General features: G+C 42.3%; 14 protein-coding genes and 6 tRNA genes. 14 read left to right on the plus strand and 6 right to left on the minus strand.

The window, feature by feature from the left end; translation table 11 throughout:
- Positions 1–132 precede the first annotated feature (132 nt).
- The 8 genes from AC5EUN_RS05020 (at position 133) to AC5EUN_RS05055 (ending at position 3,363) form a co-directional block, all read left to right on the plus strand.
- On the plus strand, positions 133–1,644 hold the full coding sequence (locus AC5EUN_RS05020) for a DUF3336 domain-containing protein (protein WP_029575065.1): 1,512 nt from the start codon (positions 133–135) through the stop codon (positions 1,642–1,644).
- Positions 1,619–2,443, plus strand: coding sequence for a protein kinase domain-containing protein (locus AC5EUN_RS05025; RefSeq protein WP_005400628.1), 825 nt, complete (start codon positions 1,619–1,621; stop codon positions 2,441–2,443). Before AC5EUN_RS05020 ends, AC5EUN_RS05025 begins: the two co-directional genes overlap by 26 nt.
- Before the next feature lie 107 nt (positions 2,444–2,550).
- Positions 2,551–2,635 (plus strand) — tRNA-Leu (locus AC5EUN_RS05030).
- A 35-nt stretch (positions 2,636–2,670) separates the two neighbouring features.
- Positions 2,671–2,744 (plus strand) — tRNA-Trp (locus AC5EUN_RS05035).
- 33 nt (positions 2,745–2,777) lie between these two features.
- Positions 2,778–2,862, plus strand: a tRNA-Leu gene (locus AC5EUN_RS05040).
- Positions 2,863–3,051: 189 nt separating this feature from the next.
- Positions 3,052–3,136, plus strand: a tRNA-Leu gene (locus tag AC5EUN_RS05045).
- A 35-nt stretch (positions 3,137–3,171) separates the two neighbouring features.
- Positions 3,172–3,245, plus strand: a tRNA-Trp gene (locus tag AC5EUN_RS05050).
- A 33-nt stretch (positions 3,246–3,278) separates the two neighbouring features.
- Positions 3,279–3,363: transfer RNA gene (locus tag AC5EUN_RS05055), tRNA-Leu, on the plus strand.
- Positions 3,364–3,493: 130 nt separating this feature from the next.
- On the opposite strand, the gene AC5EUN_RS05060 is transcribed toward AC5EUN_RS05055, so the two are convergent.
- The 3 genes from AC5EUN_RS05060 to ahpC all read right to left on the minus strand — a co-directional run bounded on the left by AC5EUN_RS05060 (position 3,494) and on the right by ahpC (position 5,685).
- Positions 3,494–3,697: a hypothetical protein gene (locus tag AC5EUN_RS05060; RefSeq protein ID WP_004696295.1), complete on the minus strand. Its 204-nt coding sequence runs from the start codon at positions 3,695–3,697 to the stop codon at positions 3,494–3,496.
- A 488-nt stretch (positions 3,698–4,185) separates the two neighbouring features.
- Complete coding sequence (gloB, locus tag AC5EUN_RS05065; protein ID WP_010327086.1) at positions 4,186–4,917, minus strand: hydroxyacylglutathione hydrolase; 732 nt, start codon at positions 4,915–4,917, stop codon at positions 4,186–4,188.
- A gap of 204 nt (positions 4,918–5,121) precedes the next feature.
- Complete coding sequence (ahpC, locus tag AC5EUN_RS05070; protein ID WP_004982189.1) at positions 5,122–5,685, minus strand: alkyl hydroperoxide reductase subunit C; 564 nt, start codon at positions 5,683–5,685, stop codon at positions 5,122–5,124.
- A 344-nt stretch (positions 5,686–6,029) separates the two neighbouring features.
- Between ahpC and hrpA the strand changes: the two genes are divergently transcribed.
- Genes hrpA through AC5EUN_RS05085 form a run of 3 tightly spaced genes read left to right on the plus strand, consistent with a single transcriptional unit; the run spans position 6,030 to position 11,891 of the window.
- Positions 6,030–9,968 (plus strand): ATP-dependent RNA helicase HrpA, encoded by a 3,939-nt coding sequence (hrpA, locus tag AC5EUN_RS05075; RefSeq protein WP_010327085.1) that lies wholly within the window; start codon positions 6,030–6,032, stop codon positions 9,966–9,968.
- A gap of 30 nt (positions 9,969–9,998) precedes the next feature.
- Positions 9,999–11,111 carry a beta-ketoacyl-ACP synthase III gene (locus AC5EUN_RS05080; protein WP_004696303.1) on the plus strand — a complete coding sequence of 371 codons (1,113 nt, stop codon included), beginning with the start codon at positions 9,999–10,001 and terminating at the stop codon, positions 11,109–11,111.
- Between the two features lie 6 nt (positions 11,112–11,117).
- A complete protein-coding gene (locus AC5EUN_RS05085) occupies positions 11,118–11,891 on the plus strand; it encodes a 1-acyl-sn-glycerol-3-phosphate acyltransferase (RefSeq protein WP_010327084.1) in 774 nt (257 codons plus the stop codon).
- Between the two features lie 23 nt (positions 11,892–11,914).
- Here the strand turns inward: AC5EUN_RS05085 and AC5EUN_RS05090 are convergent, their stop codons facing one another.
- The 3 genes from AC5EUN_RS05090 to AC5EUN_RS05100 all read right to left on the minus strand — a co-directional run bounded on the left by AC5EUN_RS05090 (position 11,915) and on the right by AC5EUN_RS05100 (position 14,050).
- On the minus strand, positions 11,915–12,193 hold the full coding sequence (locus tag AC5EUN_RS05090) for a hypothetical protein (RefSeq protein ID WP_004696307.1): 279 nt from the start codon (positions 12,191–12,193) through the stop codon (positions 11,915–11,917).
- 270 nt (positions 12,194–12,463) lie between these two features.
- Entirely contained in the window at positions 12,464–13,459 is a 996-nt protein-coding gene (locus tag AC5EUN_RS05095; protein WP_010327083.1) for an ABC transporter substrate-binding protein, read from the minus strand.
- A gap of 3 nt (positions 13,460–13,462) precedes the next feature.
- A complete protein-coding gene (locus AC5EUN_RS05100; RefSeq protein WP_004982170.1) occupies positions 13,463–14,050 on the minus strand; it encodes an ANTAR domain-containing response regulator in 588 nt (195 codons plus the stop codon).
- Positions 14,051–14,639: 589 nt separating this feature from the next.
- Here AC5EUN_RS05100 and AC5EUN_RS05105 point away from each other — a divergent pair.
- The 3 genes from AC5EUN_RS05105 to nirD all read left to right on the plus strand — a co-directional run bounded on the left by AC5EUN_RS05105 (position 14,640) and on the right by nirD (position 20,306).
- Positions 14,640–15,989 (plus strand): MFS transporter, encoded by a 1,350-nt coding sequence (locus AC5EUN_RS05105; RefSeq protein ID WP_029575062.1) that lies wholly within the window; start codon positions 14,640–14,642, stop codon positions 15,987–15,989.
- Between the two features lie 65 nt (positions 15,990–16,054).
- Complete coding sequence (gene nirB, locus AC5EUN_RS05110) at positions 16,055–18,601, plus strand: nitrite reductase large subunit NirB (RefSeq protein WP_493352183.1); 2,547 nt, start codon at positions 16,055–16,057, stop codon at positions 18,599–18,601.
- Positions 18,602–18,695: 94 nt separating this feature from the next.
- A complete protein-coding gene (gene nirD, locus AC5EUN_RS05115; RefSeq protein ID WP_279697760.1) occupies positions 18,696–20,306 on the plus strand; it encodes a nitrite reductase small subunit NirD in 1,611 nt (536 codons plus the stop codon).
- Positions 20,307–20,323 lie beyond the last annotated feature (17 nt).

Consider the following 20,323-nt stretch of genomic DNA (forward strand, 5'->3'; position numbering starts at 1 on the left):
GAGTAGATTTGCCAATTTTAGGGTTGAAATGGCAATTGTAATGCTCACATAATTTGCACATAGTCAGTTAGACTGACGGTTGAACGTGTCAGTGAAATTTTAGGAAAACAAAAAAAGTGGGTGAGGATGAATATGTTGTTTAAAGATTTCACACGGGAAATCAACCCGCACCAAGCCTATCGAATCAAAAAACTGAAAAACCAATTGGCTCAGGCAGACAACTATACTGAGTGGAAAAGCATTGCACTTAGAATTGATGAAGAGTCAGGGGCGCAAGAGTGGAAGTATGACAACTGTTCACCTTATTTCGATGCAGAAGTGATTACCCATCGTTTGGGTTTGTTGAAGCGTTATCGCCAACAAAAGCGTACGACTGATTTGATGTACCTGCTACGAGAAGGTTTGAGTTACGACATTGCCAATATTGCTCATCCCATGTTGTTTACCGCAACCTATGTCGGCACCAAAAAAATTATTGAAGACTATATTGAAGAAGTCAGTTTGGGTTTAGCATTTGTAGCATCTACGGATTGCCAATGTTTAGATAAACAGCAAAAAATTGAATTTTTTCAGCACTGCCAAAAGGCCTTTGGCCAACCGGCCATGATGTTTTCAGGTGGTGCAACATTAGGACTGTTTCATACAGGTGTGTGCAAGGCTTTGCTTGAGCAAGACCTGATGCCGAAAGTACTGTCTGGTTCAAGTGCGGGTGCCATTATGACAGCGATGCTGGGGCGAGCAACGCCTGCAGAAATGCTGAGCATCTTAAATGGTGAAAACTTTTTCACCGACGCATTTCAGTTTCGAGGCTTTCGTGAGGTCTTAAAGGGCAATGGCGGCTTAGCGGATGTAAAGCATTTAAAAAACTTTTTAATTGCAAATTTGGGTGACGTTACCTTTGAAGAGGCATTTAAGCAGTCAGGCTTGTATAACAATGTCGCGGTTGCGCCTTATGATGCCTCACAAAATCCACGCATTATGAATACCTTTACTTCACCTGACTTATTGGTATGGAGTGCGGTACTCGCGTCTTGTGCAGTGCCGATTCTATTTCCGCCAGTCAAGCTCACCAGTAAACGACATGATGGCTTATATACCCCCTATATGTCTTCTACTCGCTGGGTTGATGGCAGCGTGCGTAGCGATTTTCCGCAGGAAAAAATGGCGCGTTTATACAATTTAAACTACACCATTGCCAGTCAAGTGAACCCGCATGTGGTGCCGTTTATGCAGTCAGATGAAGCGCGGTTTCGGAAAGACATGTTGAGCTGGCCTGAACGGATTGTACGCAGACAGGGTAAAGTGATTAGTAAAGGGGTGATGGACTTTGCCCGTGAGCGTGTGGGTATGATTCCACCGATTCGTCGTTTACTGGATCATGGCTATGGCGTGGTCGATCAGCGTTATTATGGCGATGTAAACATTGTAGGGAAATATGGCCTGCGCCATTATAGCTATATGCTGCAAAATCCAAGACCACACTTATTTAAACTCTTACAACGTGAAGGCGAACGTGCAACTTGGCCAAAAATCTCAATGATTGAAACACATGCTCGTGTCGGGAAAACTATACAACATTGTTTAGAGGTCTTAACTGCATTGGATACGGCAGAGATGAATGAATCCGAATTCTTGGCAGTTTAATCGTCAAGAATTAAATGCTCTCGCGATGTCGCTTCATACTCCGACTCAGCGTTTGGGCTGGGGGCGAAGGCTTTATCGCTTTGAAGTTGCAGGGCAGGGGTATTGGTTAAAGTATCAGTCGCTATCAGAGCATGTGGCGCTAATTAACGGCTTTGACACTGAACTTAGTTTTTATCAACATGCACTTGCGATGCTGCAACTGCCGAAGTTCTTGCCTGAAGTGCAAATCCTTGAAAATTTTGAGCTTCACTCAGAGCAGGTGAAAGTCGCACTCATCTTAAAAGATGTTCCATCATTACTTATGGCGAATCCCCATCAGTTAAGTCGTGATCATGTCATTCATATCATTTTTAAAATGCTGAATGCAGTTGAAGAATTACATCAGATGGGGTGGATTCATGCTGATTTAAAAGCTTCGCATTTTTTGTTAGACGGTTCTACATGTAAATTAATTGATTTTGAGCAGAGCCAAAGAATTGGTGAAATAAGCTGTCAAAAGGCTCTAACGGCGACACCGCGCTATATGGCACCTGAATTATTTCATGGTAAAGCAAAGACCGTACAAACCGACCTGTATGCACTCGGGATCATTCTACTTGAGTGGTTGACTGATCAACGTTTGCAGGCATCAAGCTACCAAGATTGGGCGTATTTACACTGTCAGTTTTTGAAGATAGCACTTCCAGAACCTTTTCAGGGTTTTAGTCCATTATTACATGGACTTTTAGCTAAGCAAAAAAGCCAAAGATGGCAAAATACCATGGCTGCAAAACGATGCTTAATGACTGAAATTGAATGAGAAAAAGCCAAGTATAAAGTTTTTGTTTCTTATTTAATCAAATGAGTGTGTTTTTCTTAAAAATTGCTTGTCATGCGAAAATGATCCCTATAGTATACACAGCCATTGGGGACGTGGCGAAATTGGTAGACGCACTGGATTTAGGTTCCAGCGCCGCAAGGTGTGAGAGTTCGAGTCTCTCCGTCCCCACCATAAATCATTTGAATTAAGATGGTTTATAAGGCAATAGAGGATTGGTGTAATGGTAGCATGACGGTCTCCAAAACCGTTCGTCAAGGTTCGAATCCTTGATCCTCTGCCAACTTAAAGTCTAACGCAAAGTTAGCACCCTGATGGGGACGTGGCGAAATTGGTAGACGCACTGGATTTAGGTTCCAGCGCCGCAAGGTGTGAGAGTTCGAGTCTCTCCGTCCCCACCATCAGTAATGAAGCAAGGTATAAAACCTTGCTTTTTTATTGCCTAAAATTTAGTGAAGAGCTGAATAGCCTTTTTATATAGATCGAGCATAAAAATAGATTCAACTGCCGATTTTATGACAGAAAAGCGGGTGATTGCTTATAAAAGCGCTTGTCATATAGTGTCTATCGCTATAATATACACAGCCATTGGGGACGTGGCGAAATTGGTAGACGCACTGGATTTAGGTTCCAGCGCCGCAAGGTGTGAGAGTTCGAGTCTCTCCGTCCCCACCATAAATCATTTGAATTAAGATGGTTTATAAGGCAATAGAGGATTGGTGTAATGGTAGCATGACGGTCTCCAAAACCGTTCGTCAAGGTTCGAATCCTTGATCCTCTGCCAACTTAAAGTCTAACGCAAAGTTAGCACCCTGATGGGGACGTGGCGAAATTGGTAGACGCACTGGATTTAGGTTCCAGCGCCGCAAGGTGTGAGAGTTCGAGTCTCTCCGTCCCCACCATCAGTAATGAAGCAAGGTATAAAACCTTGCTTTTTTATTGCCTAAAATTTAATAGATGATTCATATATAAAAAAAGCCCCTTTAAGGGGCTAAATTTTGATTCATCACGCGAAGTAAGTATGGAGCAATTTTAGGCTTTCAAATGGTCTTCGAATTCTTCACCGAGCTGCATGGCTAAGTTATTGCCCGCTAGGTCGCAAGTCACCAGTCCATATTCTTTTTTAAAGCTAAAAGTAAAGCCACGGTTGTCTGCTAAAGTTTTAACTGAATAACCTAATTTCTCTAGCCAAATACGAAAGGCGATGAGGTTTTTTGCTTTCACTACTTTTTTCACGAGGATATTCCTTTTTCACTGATAAATTATTAATAGGGATATTTCACGCTTTTTTAAAGGGGATTTTTTTATATATTTTTGTTTTTGTCTCTTTTTAAAGCAATCTAAACTAAGGCGAAAACGTATAGAAAGCATAAACGAGAGTCTTTCATTGTTTAAAATAATTTTATCATGATGAAAATAATAATATTTTGAGATGAGTCTCAATACAATAGAATTATGTGCGTTCGTGATAGAGAAGTATTTTGTCATAAATAGAAATGTAATGATTTTTTTCAAAGGCTGGGTTTTTTGTGACAGTATTTTCAAACAGCCTTGCTCGTGATCATTCGATTCAGGCATCGTGTGGCTTGAAACTGCGTAGGTTGAAATTTTGAGAGCTCAAAGGTTAAGGGTGGGAGCCCAAACTGATCGTTATAACTCAATAGAAGCATACATACATAATAGGAGACTGCGTTAGTCAGCAGTCTCTAGAAGGCGGAGACCAATTAAAATTGATCCTTCAGATCACGCAGTCGTTTAAACTCTTCAACATTTTCTGTACGTAAAAAAGGATTGGTTTCGAGTTCGATCTCAATACTGCTTGGAAGGGTACATTGCCCCAAATAACGCATGGTTTCGACACGGTCTAAACGTTCTTGAATGGCGATATTGTCTGGTTCAACATGGATGGCAAACTTCGCGTTAGAGAGCGTGTATTCGTGCGTACAATAGACTTTGGTTTCGGCAGGTAAAGCCGCTAAACGATTGAGCGAATGGTACATCTGCTCATGTGTACCTTCAAACACTCGCCCACAGCCCATAGCAAACAGGGTGTCACCGCAAAATAAAGTCTGGATGGATTCGATAAAGTACACAATATGGCCTAGTGTGTGGCCAGGAACTGCTAAAACGTCGACATGTAAATCATGAAATGAGAAATAGTCATCATCCATCAATGCATGGGTGATGAATGGAATTTTAGATAATTCCTCACGTGGCCCATACACAGGAATATTCCGACTCGCAATCAGGTCGGAGACACCGCCAATATGGTCTTTATGCCAATGAGTCAGCCAAATTTGAGCAATGTTTAAGCCATGTTCAGTGCAATAATCTTCAACTAATCCAGCCTCAGTTGGATCAACCACCACGACTTGTTTTGATGAGCTGTGTTCCAGCAGCCAAATATAGTTTTGGAGTTGGTTTTTCACATCAATCATATGAACTTGATAAGTCATCTTTCTTCTTCAAAGAGCTGCATGTATTCATTCTACTGTAGCGGGTACACGCACTGAATTCCAGTCATGAATCATTTACAGCGCATAGAGGACAGGTGTTTATTGTTCTGTATTTTTCTCTTTCTTGTCATATTGTACTGTTATCTTGGACATAAAAAACCACGCTAAAAAGCGTGGTTTTTTATGTGTTCAATCTAATTTAGATTAGATTTTACCTACTAGGTCGATTGAAGGAGCAAGAGTTGCTTCGCCTTCTTTCCATTTAGCTGGGCAAACTTCACCTGGGTGAGCGTGAACGTATTGAGCTGCTTTAACTTTACGAAGTAATTCTTGAGCATCACGACCAATACCACCAGCGTTGATTTCAACGATCTGGATTTTACCTTCTGGATCGATTACGAAAGTACCACGGTCAGCAAGACCAGCAGCTTCGATTAGAACGTCGAAGTTTTTAGAAAGAGTCCACGTTGGGTCGCCGATTAATGGGTATTGGATTTTACCAATAACTTCAGAAGTGTCGTGCCAAGCTTTGTGAGTGAAGTGAGTGTCAGTAGAAACACCGTAGATTTCCACGCCTAATTTTTGGAATTCAGCGTAGTTGTCAGCAAGGTCACCAAGTTCAGTTGGGCAAACGAAAGTGAAGTCAGCTGGGTAGAAGAATACTACAGACCATTTGCCTTTAAGATCTGCTTCAGTTACGTCAACAAATTGACCGTTGTGATATGCAGTAGCTGCGAATGGTTTTACTTCAGTATTAATCAAGCTCATCATTGTCTCCATGATTGGGGTTTGTATTTAATGTTGAATAGGGTATCGAAATTTTTGTTATTGCTGAAACAGTATTTTTACATTACAAGAATCGGAAAAACCGAATCTTGCTCCAGACTATTTCAGCGAATGTGATCATTCTGTTCATTTAGCATGATAAATATGATGACCAAATGACAAAATCATCTATTCCGCAACTCGTCTACAGACATGATGCCCCTAGGCTTAAAATTCAAGGGGATATTTGAAAAAAAGTTAAAATTAAAAAATTATGCTGTACTTTCGCTTCGCTGTATTACCACGTAAACTAAGCGATTGATGTTTTTGATGTAGGTATTTTTTCTGTGCAGCGTCCTTTAAATATAGAGCAATTGGTGATGGTCAAAGACCGTCATCGTTTAAACCGACTCAAAAAAGGAAAAGATGCCAACGAAAAGCAATATCAAGCATTATTTGAACAGTCGCATTTAAAAGTTCTAGAGCGTATTGAACGCATTCCGAATATTAAACTGAATCAAGACCTGCCTGTTACGCAGTATGCAGATAAGTTAATTGATGCCATTCAAGAGCATCAAGTGATTATCGTTGCAGGGGAGACGGGTTCGGGTAAAACCACACAGCTACCGCAAATTGCAATGTTGGCGGGTCGTGGTTTAACCGGTCTGATTGGTCACACACAGCCACGTCGTTTGGCTGCACGTAGTGTGTCTCAGCGTATTTCGGAAGAAGTTGGTGAAAAACTTGGTGAGTCAATTTCTTTTAAAGTTCGTTTTAATGAACAAGGGTCGCAGGATTCGATCGTCCGTTTAATGACGGATGGTATTTTGCTGGCAGAGCTGGCCAATGACCGTTATCTCAATAAATACGACACCATTATTATCGATGAAGCGCATGAGCGTTCGCTCAATATCGACTTTATCATGGGGTATCTCAAACAGCTTTTGCCTCGCCGTAAAGATTTAAAAGTCATCATTACCTCCGCAACTTTAGATGTAAACCGTTTTAGTCAGTACTTTAATAATGCACCTATTTTTGAAGTAGAAGGTCGTAGCTTTCCAGTCGAACTACGTTATCGCCCTGTATCTGAGATGAGCATTGTCGGTAGTGATGATGATGAGTTTGATGACTTTGAAGAAAATCTACCTCGTGCTGTCGTGCAAGCTGTAGAGGAATGTTTTCGGGATGCACAAGAAAAAGGCCATCCTGAATATGCCGATACTTTAATTTTTGCCAGTACCGAACAAGAGATCCGTGAGTTACAAGAAACTTTGCAAAAGCATGGGCCGCGACATACAGAAATTTTACCTTTGTATGCGCGCTTGGCCTTGGCTGAACAACAAAAAATCTTTAATCCATCGGGTGGTGGGCGACGCATTATTATCGCCACCAACGTTGCAGAAACAGCGTTGACTGTACCCAATATTCGTTATGTGATTGACAGTGGTTTTGCGCGTATTTCTCGCTATAACTATCGTTCACGCGTACAGCGTTTACCGATTGAAGCGGTTTCGCAAGCAGCGGCAAATCAGCGTAAAGGCCGTTGTGGTCGTATTGCCCCAGGTGTATGTATTCGTTTGTATTCTGAGGAAGACTTTCAAAGCCGCCCAGAGTTTACTGAACCCGAAATTAAGCGAACGAACTTAGCTTCAGTTATTTTGCAGATGCAAAGTTTAGGGCTAGGTGCTTTAGAAGATTTTGATTTTATTGAGCCGCCAGATCATCGTTTAGTCAACGATGGTCGTAAGTTGTTGGTTGAACTTGGGGCTATGACGGAGAAAAGTAAAGCCCCTCTTTTGCAAAGAGGGGGTGGGGGAGATTCATCTGAAGTCAATCCCCCTCAGTCCCCCTTTTCCAAAGGGGGAAGTAAAGGAGATTTAACCAAAATTGGTCAACAAATGGCCAAAATGCCAATTGACCCACGTTTGGCCCGTATGATTTTGGGTGGAGCACATTTTGGTGTGTTGAATGAAGTCTTGGTGATTGTTGCTGCTTTAGCCGTACAAGACCCACGTGAACGCCCTGCGGATAAACAAATGCAGGCAGATCAAAAACATGCGTTGTTCCGTGAAGCCGATTCTGACTTTTTATTTTATATCAAACTTTGGGAAGCGCTGGTTGCCAACCGAGACATGAGTGAAAACAAACGCCGTACTTTTGCGCGTAATCACTTTTTAAGTTGGTTGCGTCTACGTGAGTGGAAGAAAACTCATGAGCAATTGGTTGATTTGGCAAAAGGCTTAAAGCTGTCTTTTAATGAGAAAAAAGCCAGTTATGAAAATTTACACCGTGCACTTTTAACAGGTTTGTTGTCTTTTATTGCCAATAAAACCGATGAACGCAATGTGTTTATGGCGGTGCGTCAGCAAAAGGCCCGCATTTTTCCAGCATCTACCTTACATAAGACCAATACGCCTTGGGTCATGGCTTTTGAGATGGTAGAAACCTCACAGGTCTACATTCGTACACTGGCAAAAATTGAACCTGAGTGGATTTTGCTTGCAGCAGGTGATTTGCTGAAGCACCACTATTTTGAGCCACACTGGTCGAAAAAAGCAGGTGTGGTCAATGCCTATGACCAAATTTCACTATTTGGCTTAATTATTGAGCCGAAACGTCAAATCAACTATGAAAAAGTCGACCATGTTGCAGCACATGAAATTTTCCTTCGAGATGCACTGACGACAGGGCATTTGGGCCTTACGCCACCATTTTTAAAACACAACCTGCTTAAACTTGAAGAAGTAGAGCGGGTCGAAGATAAGCTACGCCGCCGTGATTTGGTGGTAGATGAAGAAACCATTTACCAGTTTTATGCGGCTAAAGTTCCTGAAGAGGTCGCAAGCCGTCGTAGTTTTGAAGACTGGCGTGCAACGGTTGAACCGCAAAACCCACGTTATTTATTTATCGATGATGATGCGCTGTGGATGAATGACCGTCCAACCACGCAGCAGTTTCCTGATTTTTTACGCAATGGCGAACTGCGCCTTGCGGCCAGTTACCGTTTTGATCCAAGCCATGACGAAGATGGTGCAACAGTAAAAATTCCGTTGCAAGCTTTGCCTCAGGTGGATGAAAACTTGTGGTCTTGGGGTATTCCCGGTTGGCGTCAGGATTTAATGGAGGCGTTACTCAAGGCGCTGCCTAAAGATAAACGACGTCATTTGGTGCCTATCCCTGATACGGCTGCAAAGCTAATGGCGAAAGTAGATGCGATGCATTTGCAGCAGCATATTTTTAGTTTTTTAGCCTTCCAGCTACGTGGTGAACAAATCACTGAGAAAGACTTTAGCTTTGATCGGGTTGAACAATATTTATTGCCGCTGATTAAAGTCATTGATGACAAAGGCCGTGTGATTGAACAAGGTCGTGACTTGTCTGAGTTAAAAGCGCGCTGCCGAACGGAAACCCATAGTCCAGTCAAACAGCTCAAAGGAGAGTTTCAAGCTTTTCCTGAAAATTTTGTGTTTGAAGCATCACAAAAAGTGACGGGCGTGGTGGTGAAGCAGTATCAAGCTTTAGTCCCGACCAAGGCCTTTGCAGTATTGGAACAAAAGGATGAGTCCGGTGTCGTGATTCAGACTTTTAATGATCAAGCTGAGGCGATTAAACAGCACCGCGAGGGTGTACTTCGTTTGGTGCATATACAACTAGGGGATTTGGTCCGTCAGTTGAAAAAGCAAATTTCCAAACCGTTGGCATTGGCGTATTCACCTTTGGGCGATAAGGCGCAGCTGGAGCAAATGTTAGTTTATGCCACACTGCAAATGTCGATTCATGAACTGCCTGTTAATGCACAAGAATTTGAAAACTTAGTTACAAATGTCAAAAAAACTTTTCTGACCCATGGGCAAAAAGCACTGGCAGATGTGACAGAGATCTATATTCAATGGCAGGATATACGTCGAAAGTTGTTGGTCTTAGATGATGCAGTGTTTGGGAAAAATATTGATGATGTTGAAGATCAGCTAGATTTGATGTGCTTATCAAACTTTGTTTATGTGAAATCTTCCGACATCTGGCTTGAATTTCCTCGATATTTGAAAGCATTGGTCTTGCGTTTGGAGCGCCTGCCCAATAACCTACAGAGGGATAATTCTGCCATTGATCAAGTTGACCCGTGGATGGAAAAATTATTTAAGTTTAAAAATGACACTCGCCTTAAAGAATTGTATTTCATGGTTGAGGAGTTTCGGATTTCTTTATTCTCTCAACCGATGAAGACAAAGATGCCCATTTCTCCGACTCGCTTGCAAAAAGTATGGGAAAAACTTGGAATCAGTTAAGATATAGGTAATTTAAAGAAGGAGTTTTACATGGGCATCCGCATTACAGGTACGGGTCTTTATCATCCTGAAGACATCATTACCAATGAAGAGTTAGTTGAAAGTTTAAATGCTTATGTGGAACAGTATAACCTAGACAATGCTGACAAAATTGCTTCGGGCGAGTTGGAAGCCCGTCGTGGGTCAAGCGCAGAGTTTATTGAAAAAGCATCTGGTGTAAAACGTCGTTATGTGGTTGAGAAAACAGGGATCTTAGATCCGAAGCGTTTACGTCCATTGTTACATGAGCGTTCAAATGATGAACTCTCGATTCAAGCCGAATGGGGCGTAATCGCTGCAAAACAAGCGATGGAAAATGCAGGCGTGACTGCAGAAGATATCGATGTCGTAATTTTATCGTGTTCTAATTTACAGCGTGCTTATCCTGCTGTTGCAATTGAAATCCAAACAGCATTGGGTATTCAAGGCTATGCCTACGACATGAACGTGGCATGTTCAGCCGCAACCTTTGGCATTAAACAAGCGTATGATGCGATTAAAGCGGGCGGACGCCGTGTATTATTGGTGAATGTAGAAATCACCTCTGGTCATACCGACTACCGTTCACGTGATTGCCACTTTATCTTTGGTGATGTTGCAACGGCTTCAATCATTGAAGAAACCGACAGCAAAACTGGTTTTGAAATTGAAGACATTAACTTATTTACCCAGTTCTCAAACAACATCCGCAATAACTTTGGTTTCCTAAACTTAAGTGAAGTCGATGCAGACATTGAAAATAATCGTTTCGCTCAAGACGGTCGTAAAGTGTTCAAAGAGGTTTGCCCACTGGTTGCCAAAATGATTACAGCGCAACTTGAGAAAAACAACATTGCACCGACTGATGTGAAGCGTTTCTGGTTACACCAAGCCAATGCCAGCATGAATGAGCTGATTTTGAAATTGGTTGTGGGCAAAGAAAATGCTCAGCCTGATTTAGTACCGATCATTTTAGATGAGTTTGCAAATACCTCTTCAGCAGGTGTCATTATTGCGTTGCACCGCACAGCAGACCAAGTCAATGATGGTGAATACGGTGTCTTGTGTTCATTCGGTGCAGGTTACTCTGTTGGTGCTGTGCTTGTGAAAAAACACGTCGCATAAGCCCGTATGTTGCAGGTTGAGCATGATGCAAAATGGATTAAACGCCTGAGTGCTTTATCCAAAGTTTATTTCACACCGACATTTATCGGTGCTGAACAGTTAGATGCATCTCAACCTGCAATGTATGTAGGAAATCATTCTATGTATGGTGTGCTTGATTCACCTATGTTGATTGATTATCTCTACAATGAGCATCAAGTGGCTGTGGTCAGTATTGCTGATCATAGCCATTTTTATTTGCCACTGTGGCGCAGTGTGGTGAAAAAATTTGGTGCGGTCGATGGCGTTCCAGCCTATGTGCGTGAAGCCATGCAACAAGGCTATTCTATTTTGGTTTTTCCTGGTGGCGGACGCGAAGTTCTAAAACGTGAGGGCGAACAGTATCAACTGATTTGGAAACAGCGCTACGGCTTTTTAAAGCTCGCTCAAGAATTTGGCTATGACATCGTGCCGTTTGCCGCGTTAGGCGGAGATGAAGTCTTTGATATTGGTTTTGATGCAAATAAAGTGGTTCAGCACCAATATTTTCAAAAGTTGCTACAAGTGCCGCAGTTAAGTCGCTTGCTGCGTAAAGGGGAGGTGATCCCATCTTTACCGAAACATTTGATTCCGAAACGATTGCCTTTTTATTTTAAGTTTATGCCCAGACAACGTTTGATGCATATTGAAAACCTAGAACACTTACAGCAGTTCCGAGACCTGATTGCAGCAGAAATTTATACTGGGCTTAAAGACTTAAGAGTATTGCGTCAACAGCAGCATGGTGACCGATTTGATTGAGCATTTACATGCGTAAAATCTGCTTAGTCTTCCTGTAAATCTTTCAACAAATGTGCAATTTTTAAAGTATGGGTCTTATTCCCTTTGACTTCCATAACCTTATTTTCCACCCACCATAAATATTCAAAAATTTCAGTTTCACTGGCTTGTTCACAAATGAACCGAAATAAACTGGGTAAGTATTCCTCATATTCATCTTGTAGTGCAGGATTACGATAGATCCGCAGGGGATCCCAGTCTTTAATCAGTATTTTGTTAATCGCATGTAATAAAGAAACATGTCGATTTTCCTCGGTAAACATAATACACCCCGCTGTCCTTGGGTTGGTTTGACGTTTAAAAAGAAGTTGTGATGAAGATTATTTATCTATTGTTTTCATGTTTTAAAAGATATTAGCGTGCTTTTCGCATGAGTAAATAGTGCGCTCAGATAAATGGAAGCTAAAGAAAAATGCCCAATAAAGTGGCAGTAAAGTTAGATCGCAGATTTACTTCAAAATATTATTCAGAATAAATGTTTCAAAATAGTGCGTAATTACGTCTTAAGTAACATGTAGTAATAATTTAAAAAATCAAGTCTTTGTTTGAATGACGCAATTTTCACTAATACCGTGAATTTCATCACTCTCTAAATTTACATCATCCCATTTTTGCATTTGCTGTGTGAGCCAAACAAAATCCGAAACTTGCGGCTGGGCTTGTTTGGGAATAAAACCACGAATGATGTTCTGAATCAGGTGATATTTTTCGACGTGAACACTTGCTGAACATGCAAAGCGAATGATGTTGTAATCGACCAAGACTTGCCAAACAGGCTCAAGATCTTGCATTTGTTTAAGTTCAACTTGTGCTTTTTGGATGGCTTGGACGAGGGCTGCAAGCGTATTGGGATTGGAGATAGCCCATTCTTGAGTCACAGCCAGTACTTTGTCTGCGACGCGAGGAATAATGTCTGAGCCAGTCGCAATGATTTGGCTATAGCCTTGAATTTCCGCTTGTGTGTTCCAAGGTTCCCCAACACAAAAACCATCGATCAATTGATTTGAAATGGCTTCCACCATATAGGGCGGCGGTAAAGTGCGTAAATGTACGCGTTTGGCAAACTCAGGATTGGCCAACGCCAACCACTCGCGTAAACAATAATGATGAATAGACTGCTTAAACACATGGGCAATCGGAAGATACTGTTCATGCTGCATGGCACTAAAGAATTTCTGTGCAGTGGTGGCTGCATCGTCAGTTTTTTTGATATCAAGCGCGTAGCATAGTTTTTGGCTTAAGCTGATAAAAGCACTGTTGTAGCTTAAGACGAGAGGGGTTTGTAGCGGAATACCTAGTTGATCTTGAGCGAGTGCGGCAGTAGGCAACATAGCAGATAAGCAATGTGCTGCGTCTAGGAAACCAAAAGCCAAACGATCTCTTAAACTTGCCCAAGATGCTTCTTTGACTAAGCTCACGTCTAAGCCCACTTCTTCAAAAAAACCGCGTTGTTTAGCCCACAGTAAAGCAACACAGTCTAAAAGTGGAATATAGCCCAGATGAAGTTGCGACTTTTCGAGTTGAGCCATGACTTAGTCCTTGAGTTGAGATTGTAAAAGCTGTTGAGCATCCAACAGACGTCTTGCCATTTCACCGATGGTCATACGGTGGCTCATGGCATTTTTACGCAGCAATTGAAAGGCATCATCTTCAGATAGTCCATGTAATTGCATCAGCAAGACTTTCGCACGCTCCACATCTTTACGGTCAGCCAGTTTATTTTTAGTGTCTTGTAAGTCTGTGAGCAATTTTTTGTGTTTACGAAACTGTTCGATCGAGATTTCTAAAATATTTTCTAATTTTGAAGGATCGATCCCATCCACAATATAAGCTGTCACCCCAGCATCTATGGCACTTTTAATGGTGTCTTTATGGCTATTTTTAGTAAATAAAACAGTGGGCAGATTAAATTGGCTTACACAGCTTTCAATGATGTCACGTTGCGGGTGGTCCATATCTAACAAAATGACGTCAGCACTTAATTGTTCAAGACGGCTAATATTGATGTGATCGATAATCAGGCAGGCAACTACATCGAAATCATGTTCGATGAGGGAATTTCGAATATATTGTGCACGTTCTTGATTGTCATCAATCAATGCAATTTTCAGTTTAGGCATACTGTACAGTGCTCAGGAAAACCTGAAAATGAGATCTAAAAGTATACAAGCAATTTAAATGCCAAACTTAACAAATGCCAGCTTTATCTCGAATCAGGCAGTCAATCTTTATGGTCGCGATTACAGACCAAGTATGCATGTTGGCATGAAGACGATTGCGGATATGGGTTTAGTAAATCGAAGTGTTGATGTTCTCAGTCGATTTGTACATCTAAGGGCGAATTTCTAGATGTCGTGCTTAGAACAAAGCAATGTCGTTTATTTGAGAAAACAGATGCTCATCGATAATGCAAAATGCACCAAGAGGTAGCAGTGTTTTAAAAAGTCGGAAAAACTAGCTGTTGTGCTTTAAAAAAAAAGAGCTGATTATATCGAATTATAAGATTTTATTTTAAATAAATCATTAAAAAACAAAATATTAAAATTAAATTATAAATATTGGCACACTCGTTGCATTATCCCAAATGAGTCAAAGACGACTCTAAATCAAATTTGTAAGACGGCCAACGACGTCCGTTCTGATCGCTTCTACATCCCAAGTGTTTGTGCTGTAGAAAAACTATACGCTCAGTTCAGTCTGGAGAAGGTTATGTCTTCAAATTTACATGCTAAAAAAGCAACAAAAATAAGTCTTTTCAGTTTTAACGGCGCAGCAATGAGAGCCTTCCACATGAGTTGGCTCGCCTTTTTTGTTTGCTTCTTTGCTTGGTTCGCTTGTGCTCCGCTGATGCCAGTGATTGCGGGTGAATTTCATTTAACCAAAGATCAAATTGCCAATATCAATATTGCAGCTGTCGCGATCACCATTTTAGTTCGTCTTATTGTGGGGCCATTGTGTGATAAATACGGCCCGCGTAAAACCTATACCGCACTTCTTGTACTCGGCAGCATTCCAGTCTTTGGAGTAGCGTCTGCAAATAGCTATGAATCCTTCTTGTTCTTCCGTCTATTGATTGGTGCGATTGGGGCAAGCTTTGTCATCACTCAGTATCACACCAGCATTATGTTTGCGCCAAACGTAGTCGGGACTGCAAACGCAGCGACAGCAGGCTGGGGTAATGCAGGCGGTGGTGCAACACAAGTACTCATGCCATTGATGCTTGGTGCCTTAGTGATGTTTGGTGTAGAGCAAGCGATGGGCTGGAGAATTGCACTGATTGTTCCGGGTGTACTGATGCTGATCGTGGGGTTGATGTATTGGAAATTTACCCAAGACTGCCCACAAGGCAACTTCAAAGAACTTCGTGCAGAGGGTGTCAGTGTTGGTTCAGATAAAAAAGGTGGTGTAGCGATTCTGATGCATGCTGCGAAAAACTACCGTGTTTGGATTTTATTTGGTGCCTATGCCGCGTGTTTCGGGATTGAAATTTTTATTCATAACATTGTCGCGATGTACTACGTTGACCACTTTAGCTTTGGTTTAAAAGAAGCCGGGATGGCGGCTGGTATTTTCGGTTTACTGGCACTGTTTGCTCGTGCTCTGGGCGGCATTGTGTCAGACAAAGTCGCAACTAAAAAAGGGCTTGATGGTCGTACTAAAGTGTTGTTTGGCATGATTCTGCTGGAAGGTATCTTCCTCGTCTTATTCTCTCAAATGAATACCCCTATCTTTGCGATACTCGCAATGACAGTCTTCGCATTGTTCACCCACATGGCATGTGGTGCAACTTATGCTTTGGTACCTTTTATTGATCGTGATGCTTTGGGCGGTGTGGCAGGCATTATTGGCGCAGGGGGTAACGTGGGTGCAGTGGCAGCAGGTTTCCTACTCAAAGGTATGTTGGATATTCAAACCACACTGATGATTTTAGGTGGCTTGGTGGTCATCGCTGCAAGTTTTGTCCTTATGATTCGGTTCTCTGTTGAGCATAAAGAAAAGGAACAGCGCTTATTCGAACAAGCAGTACATGATCGTAGCATTGCTGAAGCGCAAAACTAAATAAAGAGATTAAACCCAAGCCTCAAGGCTCAGGCAGAACAAATGAAATATTGCGGAGAAAGAATATGAAAATCATCATGATTGGTCATGGCATGGTTGGCCACAAATTTATCGAATCAGTACTCGAACATGTGGGTGATGATGTTGAAATTACCATCTTGGCCGAAGAACCGCGCTTGGCTTATGACCGCGTACATTTGACTGAGTATTTCAGTGGTAAATCAGCAAAGGATTTAACCCTTTGTCGTGCAGATTTTGCTGATGCTTATGGCATAGATTTACGTTTGAATACCAAAGCGGTTGCAATTGATCAAAGCCATAAAACGGTGACGACGAATCATGGTGATGTTCTTAGTTTTGACAAATTAATCTTGGCAACAGGTTCATATGCTTTTGTTCCGCCTATTTCGGGTAATGACCGTGAAAACTGCTTTGTTTACCGAACCATTGAAGACTTAGATGCGATTCGTGCTGCAAGTCTCAATGCGAAATCAGGTGTGGTAATTGGCGGCGGTTTATTGGGCCTAGAAGCCGCTAAGGCGCTACGTGATTTGAACTTGGAAACCCATGTCGTTGAGTTTGCACCGCGTCTTATGGCGGTTCAAATTGATGACTTGGGCGGAAAGGTTCTACGTGCAAAAATTGAAAACTTAGGCGTAAAAGTCCATACCCAAAAAGCGACTTCATCAATTGAGGAAGGTGCAACGACGAAGCATGTGATGAAATTTGGTGATGGTTCTGAGCTTGAAACAGACATTATTTTGTTCTCAGCGGGTATTCGCCCACGTGATGAGTTGGCACGTCAAAGTGGTTTAGCCCTTGGAGAGCGTGGCGGGATCATGATTAATGATTATTGCCAAACGTCAAATCCAGATATTTATGCCATTGGTGAATGTGCGCTGTGGCAAAACAAAATTTATGGTCTGGTGGCACCGGGCTATGACATGGCACGTATTGCAGCAAAACATGTCACTGAACAAACTTGTGCTGAGTTTGCGGGTGCAGACATGAGCACCAAATTGAAACTGATGGGCGTTGATGTGGCTTCTGTCGGTGATGCACATGCGATGACACCGAATGCACTCAGTTATTTCTATGCCGATGAAGATACACAAGTTTATAAAAAAATCGTGGTGAACGGCGAAAAAACCAAGTTACTTGGCGCGGTTTTAGTGGGCTGTGCAAAAGAGTACAACGACTTACTACAAATGATGCTGAATGGTTTAGCGCTTCCAGAAAATCCTGAAAGTTTAATCATGCCGGGTTATGCACAATCTTCCGCTAAATCTGGCGGTAGTGGCGTCGATTTACTGCCAGACAGTGCAACCATTTGCTCATGTAATAACGTCTCTAAAGCCGATATTTGCAGTGCAATCGCCGAGGGCTCAACGTCTCTAGGGGCCCTAAAAAAATGTACCAAAGCAGCTACTGCATGTGGTGGATGTGCACCATTAGTGACCCAAGTTTTAAAATCTGAATTACAACGCCAAGGCGTGACCGTGAATAACCATATTTGTGAGCACTTTGCCTACTCACGTCAAGAGTTGTATCACTTGGTACGGGTTAATGAAATCAAAACTTTTGATGACCTGATTCAACAACATGGTCATGGTTTGGGCTGCGATATTTGTAAGCCAACTGCAGCCAATATTTTAGCGTCGTGTTGGAATGACTTTGTTTTGAAACCAAGCCATGCAGGTCTACAAGACAGTAACGACTACTACCTAGGAAATATTCAAAAAGATGGTTCTTATTCTGTCGTCCCACGGATGGCAGGCGGTGAAGTGACGCCTGACGGCTTAATTGCTGTGGGGCAAATTGCTAAAGAATATGGCTTATATACCAAGCTCACTGGTGGGCAACGTGTCGATATGTTTGGCGCGCAAATTCACCAACTTCCTGAAATTTGGGAAAAGCTCATCGCTGCCGGCTTTGAGTCAGGCCATGCGTATGGGAAATCGTTGCGTACAGTGAAGTCTTGTGTCGGCAGTACATGGTGTCGCTACGGTGTGGATGACTCGGTGGGTTTAGCTATTTTCCTAGAAAACCGCTACAAAGGACTGCGCTCACCGCACAAATTAAAAATGGCTGTTTCAGGCTGTACCCGTGAATGTGCCGAAGCACAAAGTAAAGATGTCGGTGTGATTGCCACTGAAAAAGGCTGGAATCTGTATGTCTGCGGTAATGGCGGGATGAAGCCTCGCCATGCCGAGTTATTGGCTTCAGATCTTGACACTCAAACTTTAATTAAATACATCGACCGATTTTTTATGTTCTATGTGCAAACCGCAGACCGTTTACAACGAACTTCGGTATGGCGCGACAACATGGAAGGTGGTTTAGATTATCTCAAAGATGTGGTTGTGCATGATTCTTTAGGTCTAGCTGCTGAACTCGAACGTCGTATGAGCCATGTGGTGGGGACTTATCAAGATGAATGGCGTACGGCTGTCGAAGACCCAGAAGTACGTAAACGCTTCGTGACTTTCATCAATGCCAAAGCTGAGCAACAACAAGATCCGCATATTCAGTTTGCAGAAGTTCGTGGCCAGATTCGTCCTAAAACTGCGGCTGAACGAGATCGTAGCCGTATTCCAGTGGTTGAAGCTTAAAAAATTAGGGTATTCAAACTTCTTTCTTCAGCACTCTCTCAAAAGCAAAAATAGAGGGACTAAATGAATGAATAAGTTTAAAAGGATCAAGATGATGACAATTTTAAAAGAAATGAATGAGCTAGATTGGGTTGATGTCTGTGCGCTAGATGATCTAACGCCAAATACAGGCGTAGGTGCACTTATTGAACATCAGCAAATTGCTATTTTTCGTGTCGGTGCTGAAAAGCGGGTATATGCCTTGAGCAATCAGGATCCATTTAGCCAAGCTTTTGTAATGTCGCGCGGCATTATTGGTGATTTACAAGGTGAGCGGGTGGTGGCATCGCCCATTTATAAACAGCATTTTAGTTTGGCGACAGGACGTTGTTTGGAAGATAAAGATCAGAAACTATTGGTTTTTCCAAGTAAAATTGAAAATGGCCGAGTGTGGATTAGTCCGACACCACAAAAAACCTACATCACCAACACAGGTGCATCTCAGGAAAAAATGAAGTTGGTGCTGGTTGGTAATGGCCTAGCGGGGATGCGTTGTTTGGAAGATTTACTCGACATGGCACCAGACCGTTATGACGTGACAGTGATTGGTGAAGAGCCTTGGGGGAACTATAACCGTATTATGTTATCGCCAGTGTTGTCAGGCGATAAAACCATTGACGACATCATGTTGCATCCACATGCATGGTATAGCGACAAAGGGATTCGTTTCATTGCGGGGGATCCTGCGGTACGTATAGACCGTCCTCGTAAGCAGGTCTATACCGAAAAAGGAGAAGTGGTTGATTATGATCGTTTAATTTTAGCGACAGGTTCGAAACCGTTCATTCCTCCAATTGCTGGAGCAGATTTGAAAGGTGTCATTAGTTTCCGAGATATCTACGACATCAACACCATGCTGGATTACTGCAAGACCAAGAAAAATGCCGTGGTAATCGGTGGTGGACTGTTGGGACTTGAAGCTGCATATGGCCTCAAACAACGCGGGATGAATGTCACGGTTTTACATCTGATGGATCGTGTTATGGAGCGCCAATTAGACAGTAAAGCCAGCCAAATGCTACGCCATAGTATTGAACAAAAGGGTATCTCCATTATTACTGAGGCCAATACTGAAGCATTGGTGGGTGTAGATGGTCATGTCACTCAAATTCGCTTGAAAGACGGTACAGTCTTAGCGGCTGATCTTGTAGTTTTTGCAGTTGGTATTCGTCCGAACATGGCACTTGCACAAAGTGCAGGACTGCGCTGTAACCGTGGTGTATTGGTGAATGACACCATGCAGACTTTTGACCCAAGTATTTACGCCGTAGGCGAGTGTATTGAACATCGTAGCCAGACTTTTGGCTTGGTTGAGCCACTTTGGGGGCAGGCGTTCATTTGTGCCTCACATTTGGCGGAGCATGGCAGCTTAACGTTCAAAGCACCAACTGTTCCGACACAGTTAAAGGTAAGTGGCTGTGATGTGTTCTCAGCGGGTAATTTTGAACCGAAGGATGACTTTGAAGACATCATTTTAAATGATGAAAAACGTCAGATTTATAAACGCATTATTATTCAAAAGGATAAGGTCGTTGGTGCGGTGTTGTTTGGGGATACCGAAGATGGTGTTTGGTATGCAGAACTTATTTCGGATCAAACCCCAATTTCCTCAATTCGAAATAAACTGTTATTTGGTAAAGATTTTGCATTAAAAAAAGCAGGGTAAAACCTTCCACTAACCCC

This window comes from Acinetobacter sp. CAU_H_S170_2 (assembly GCF_058890445.1).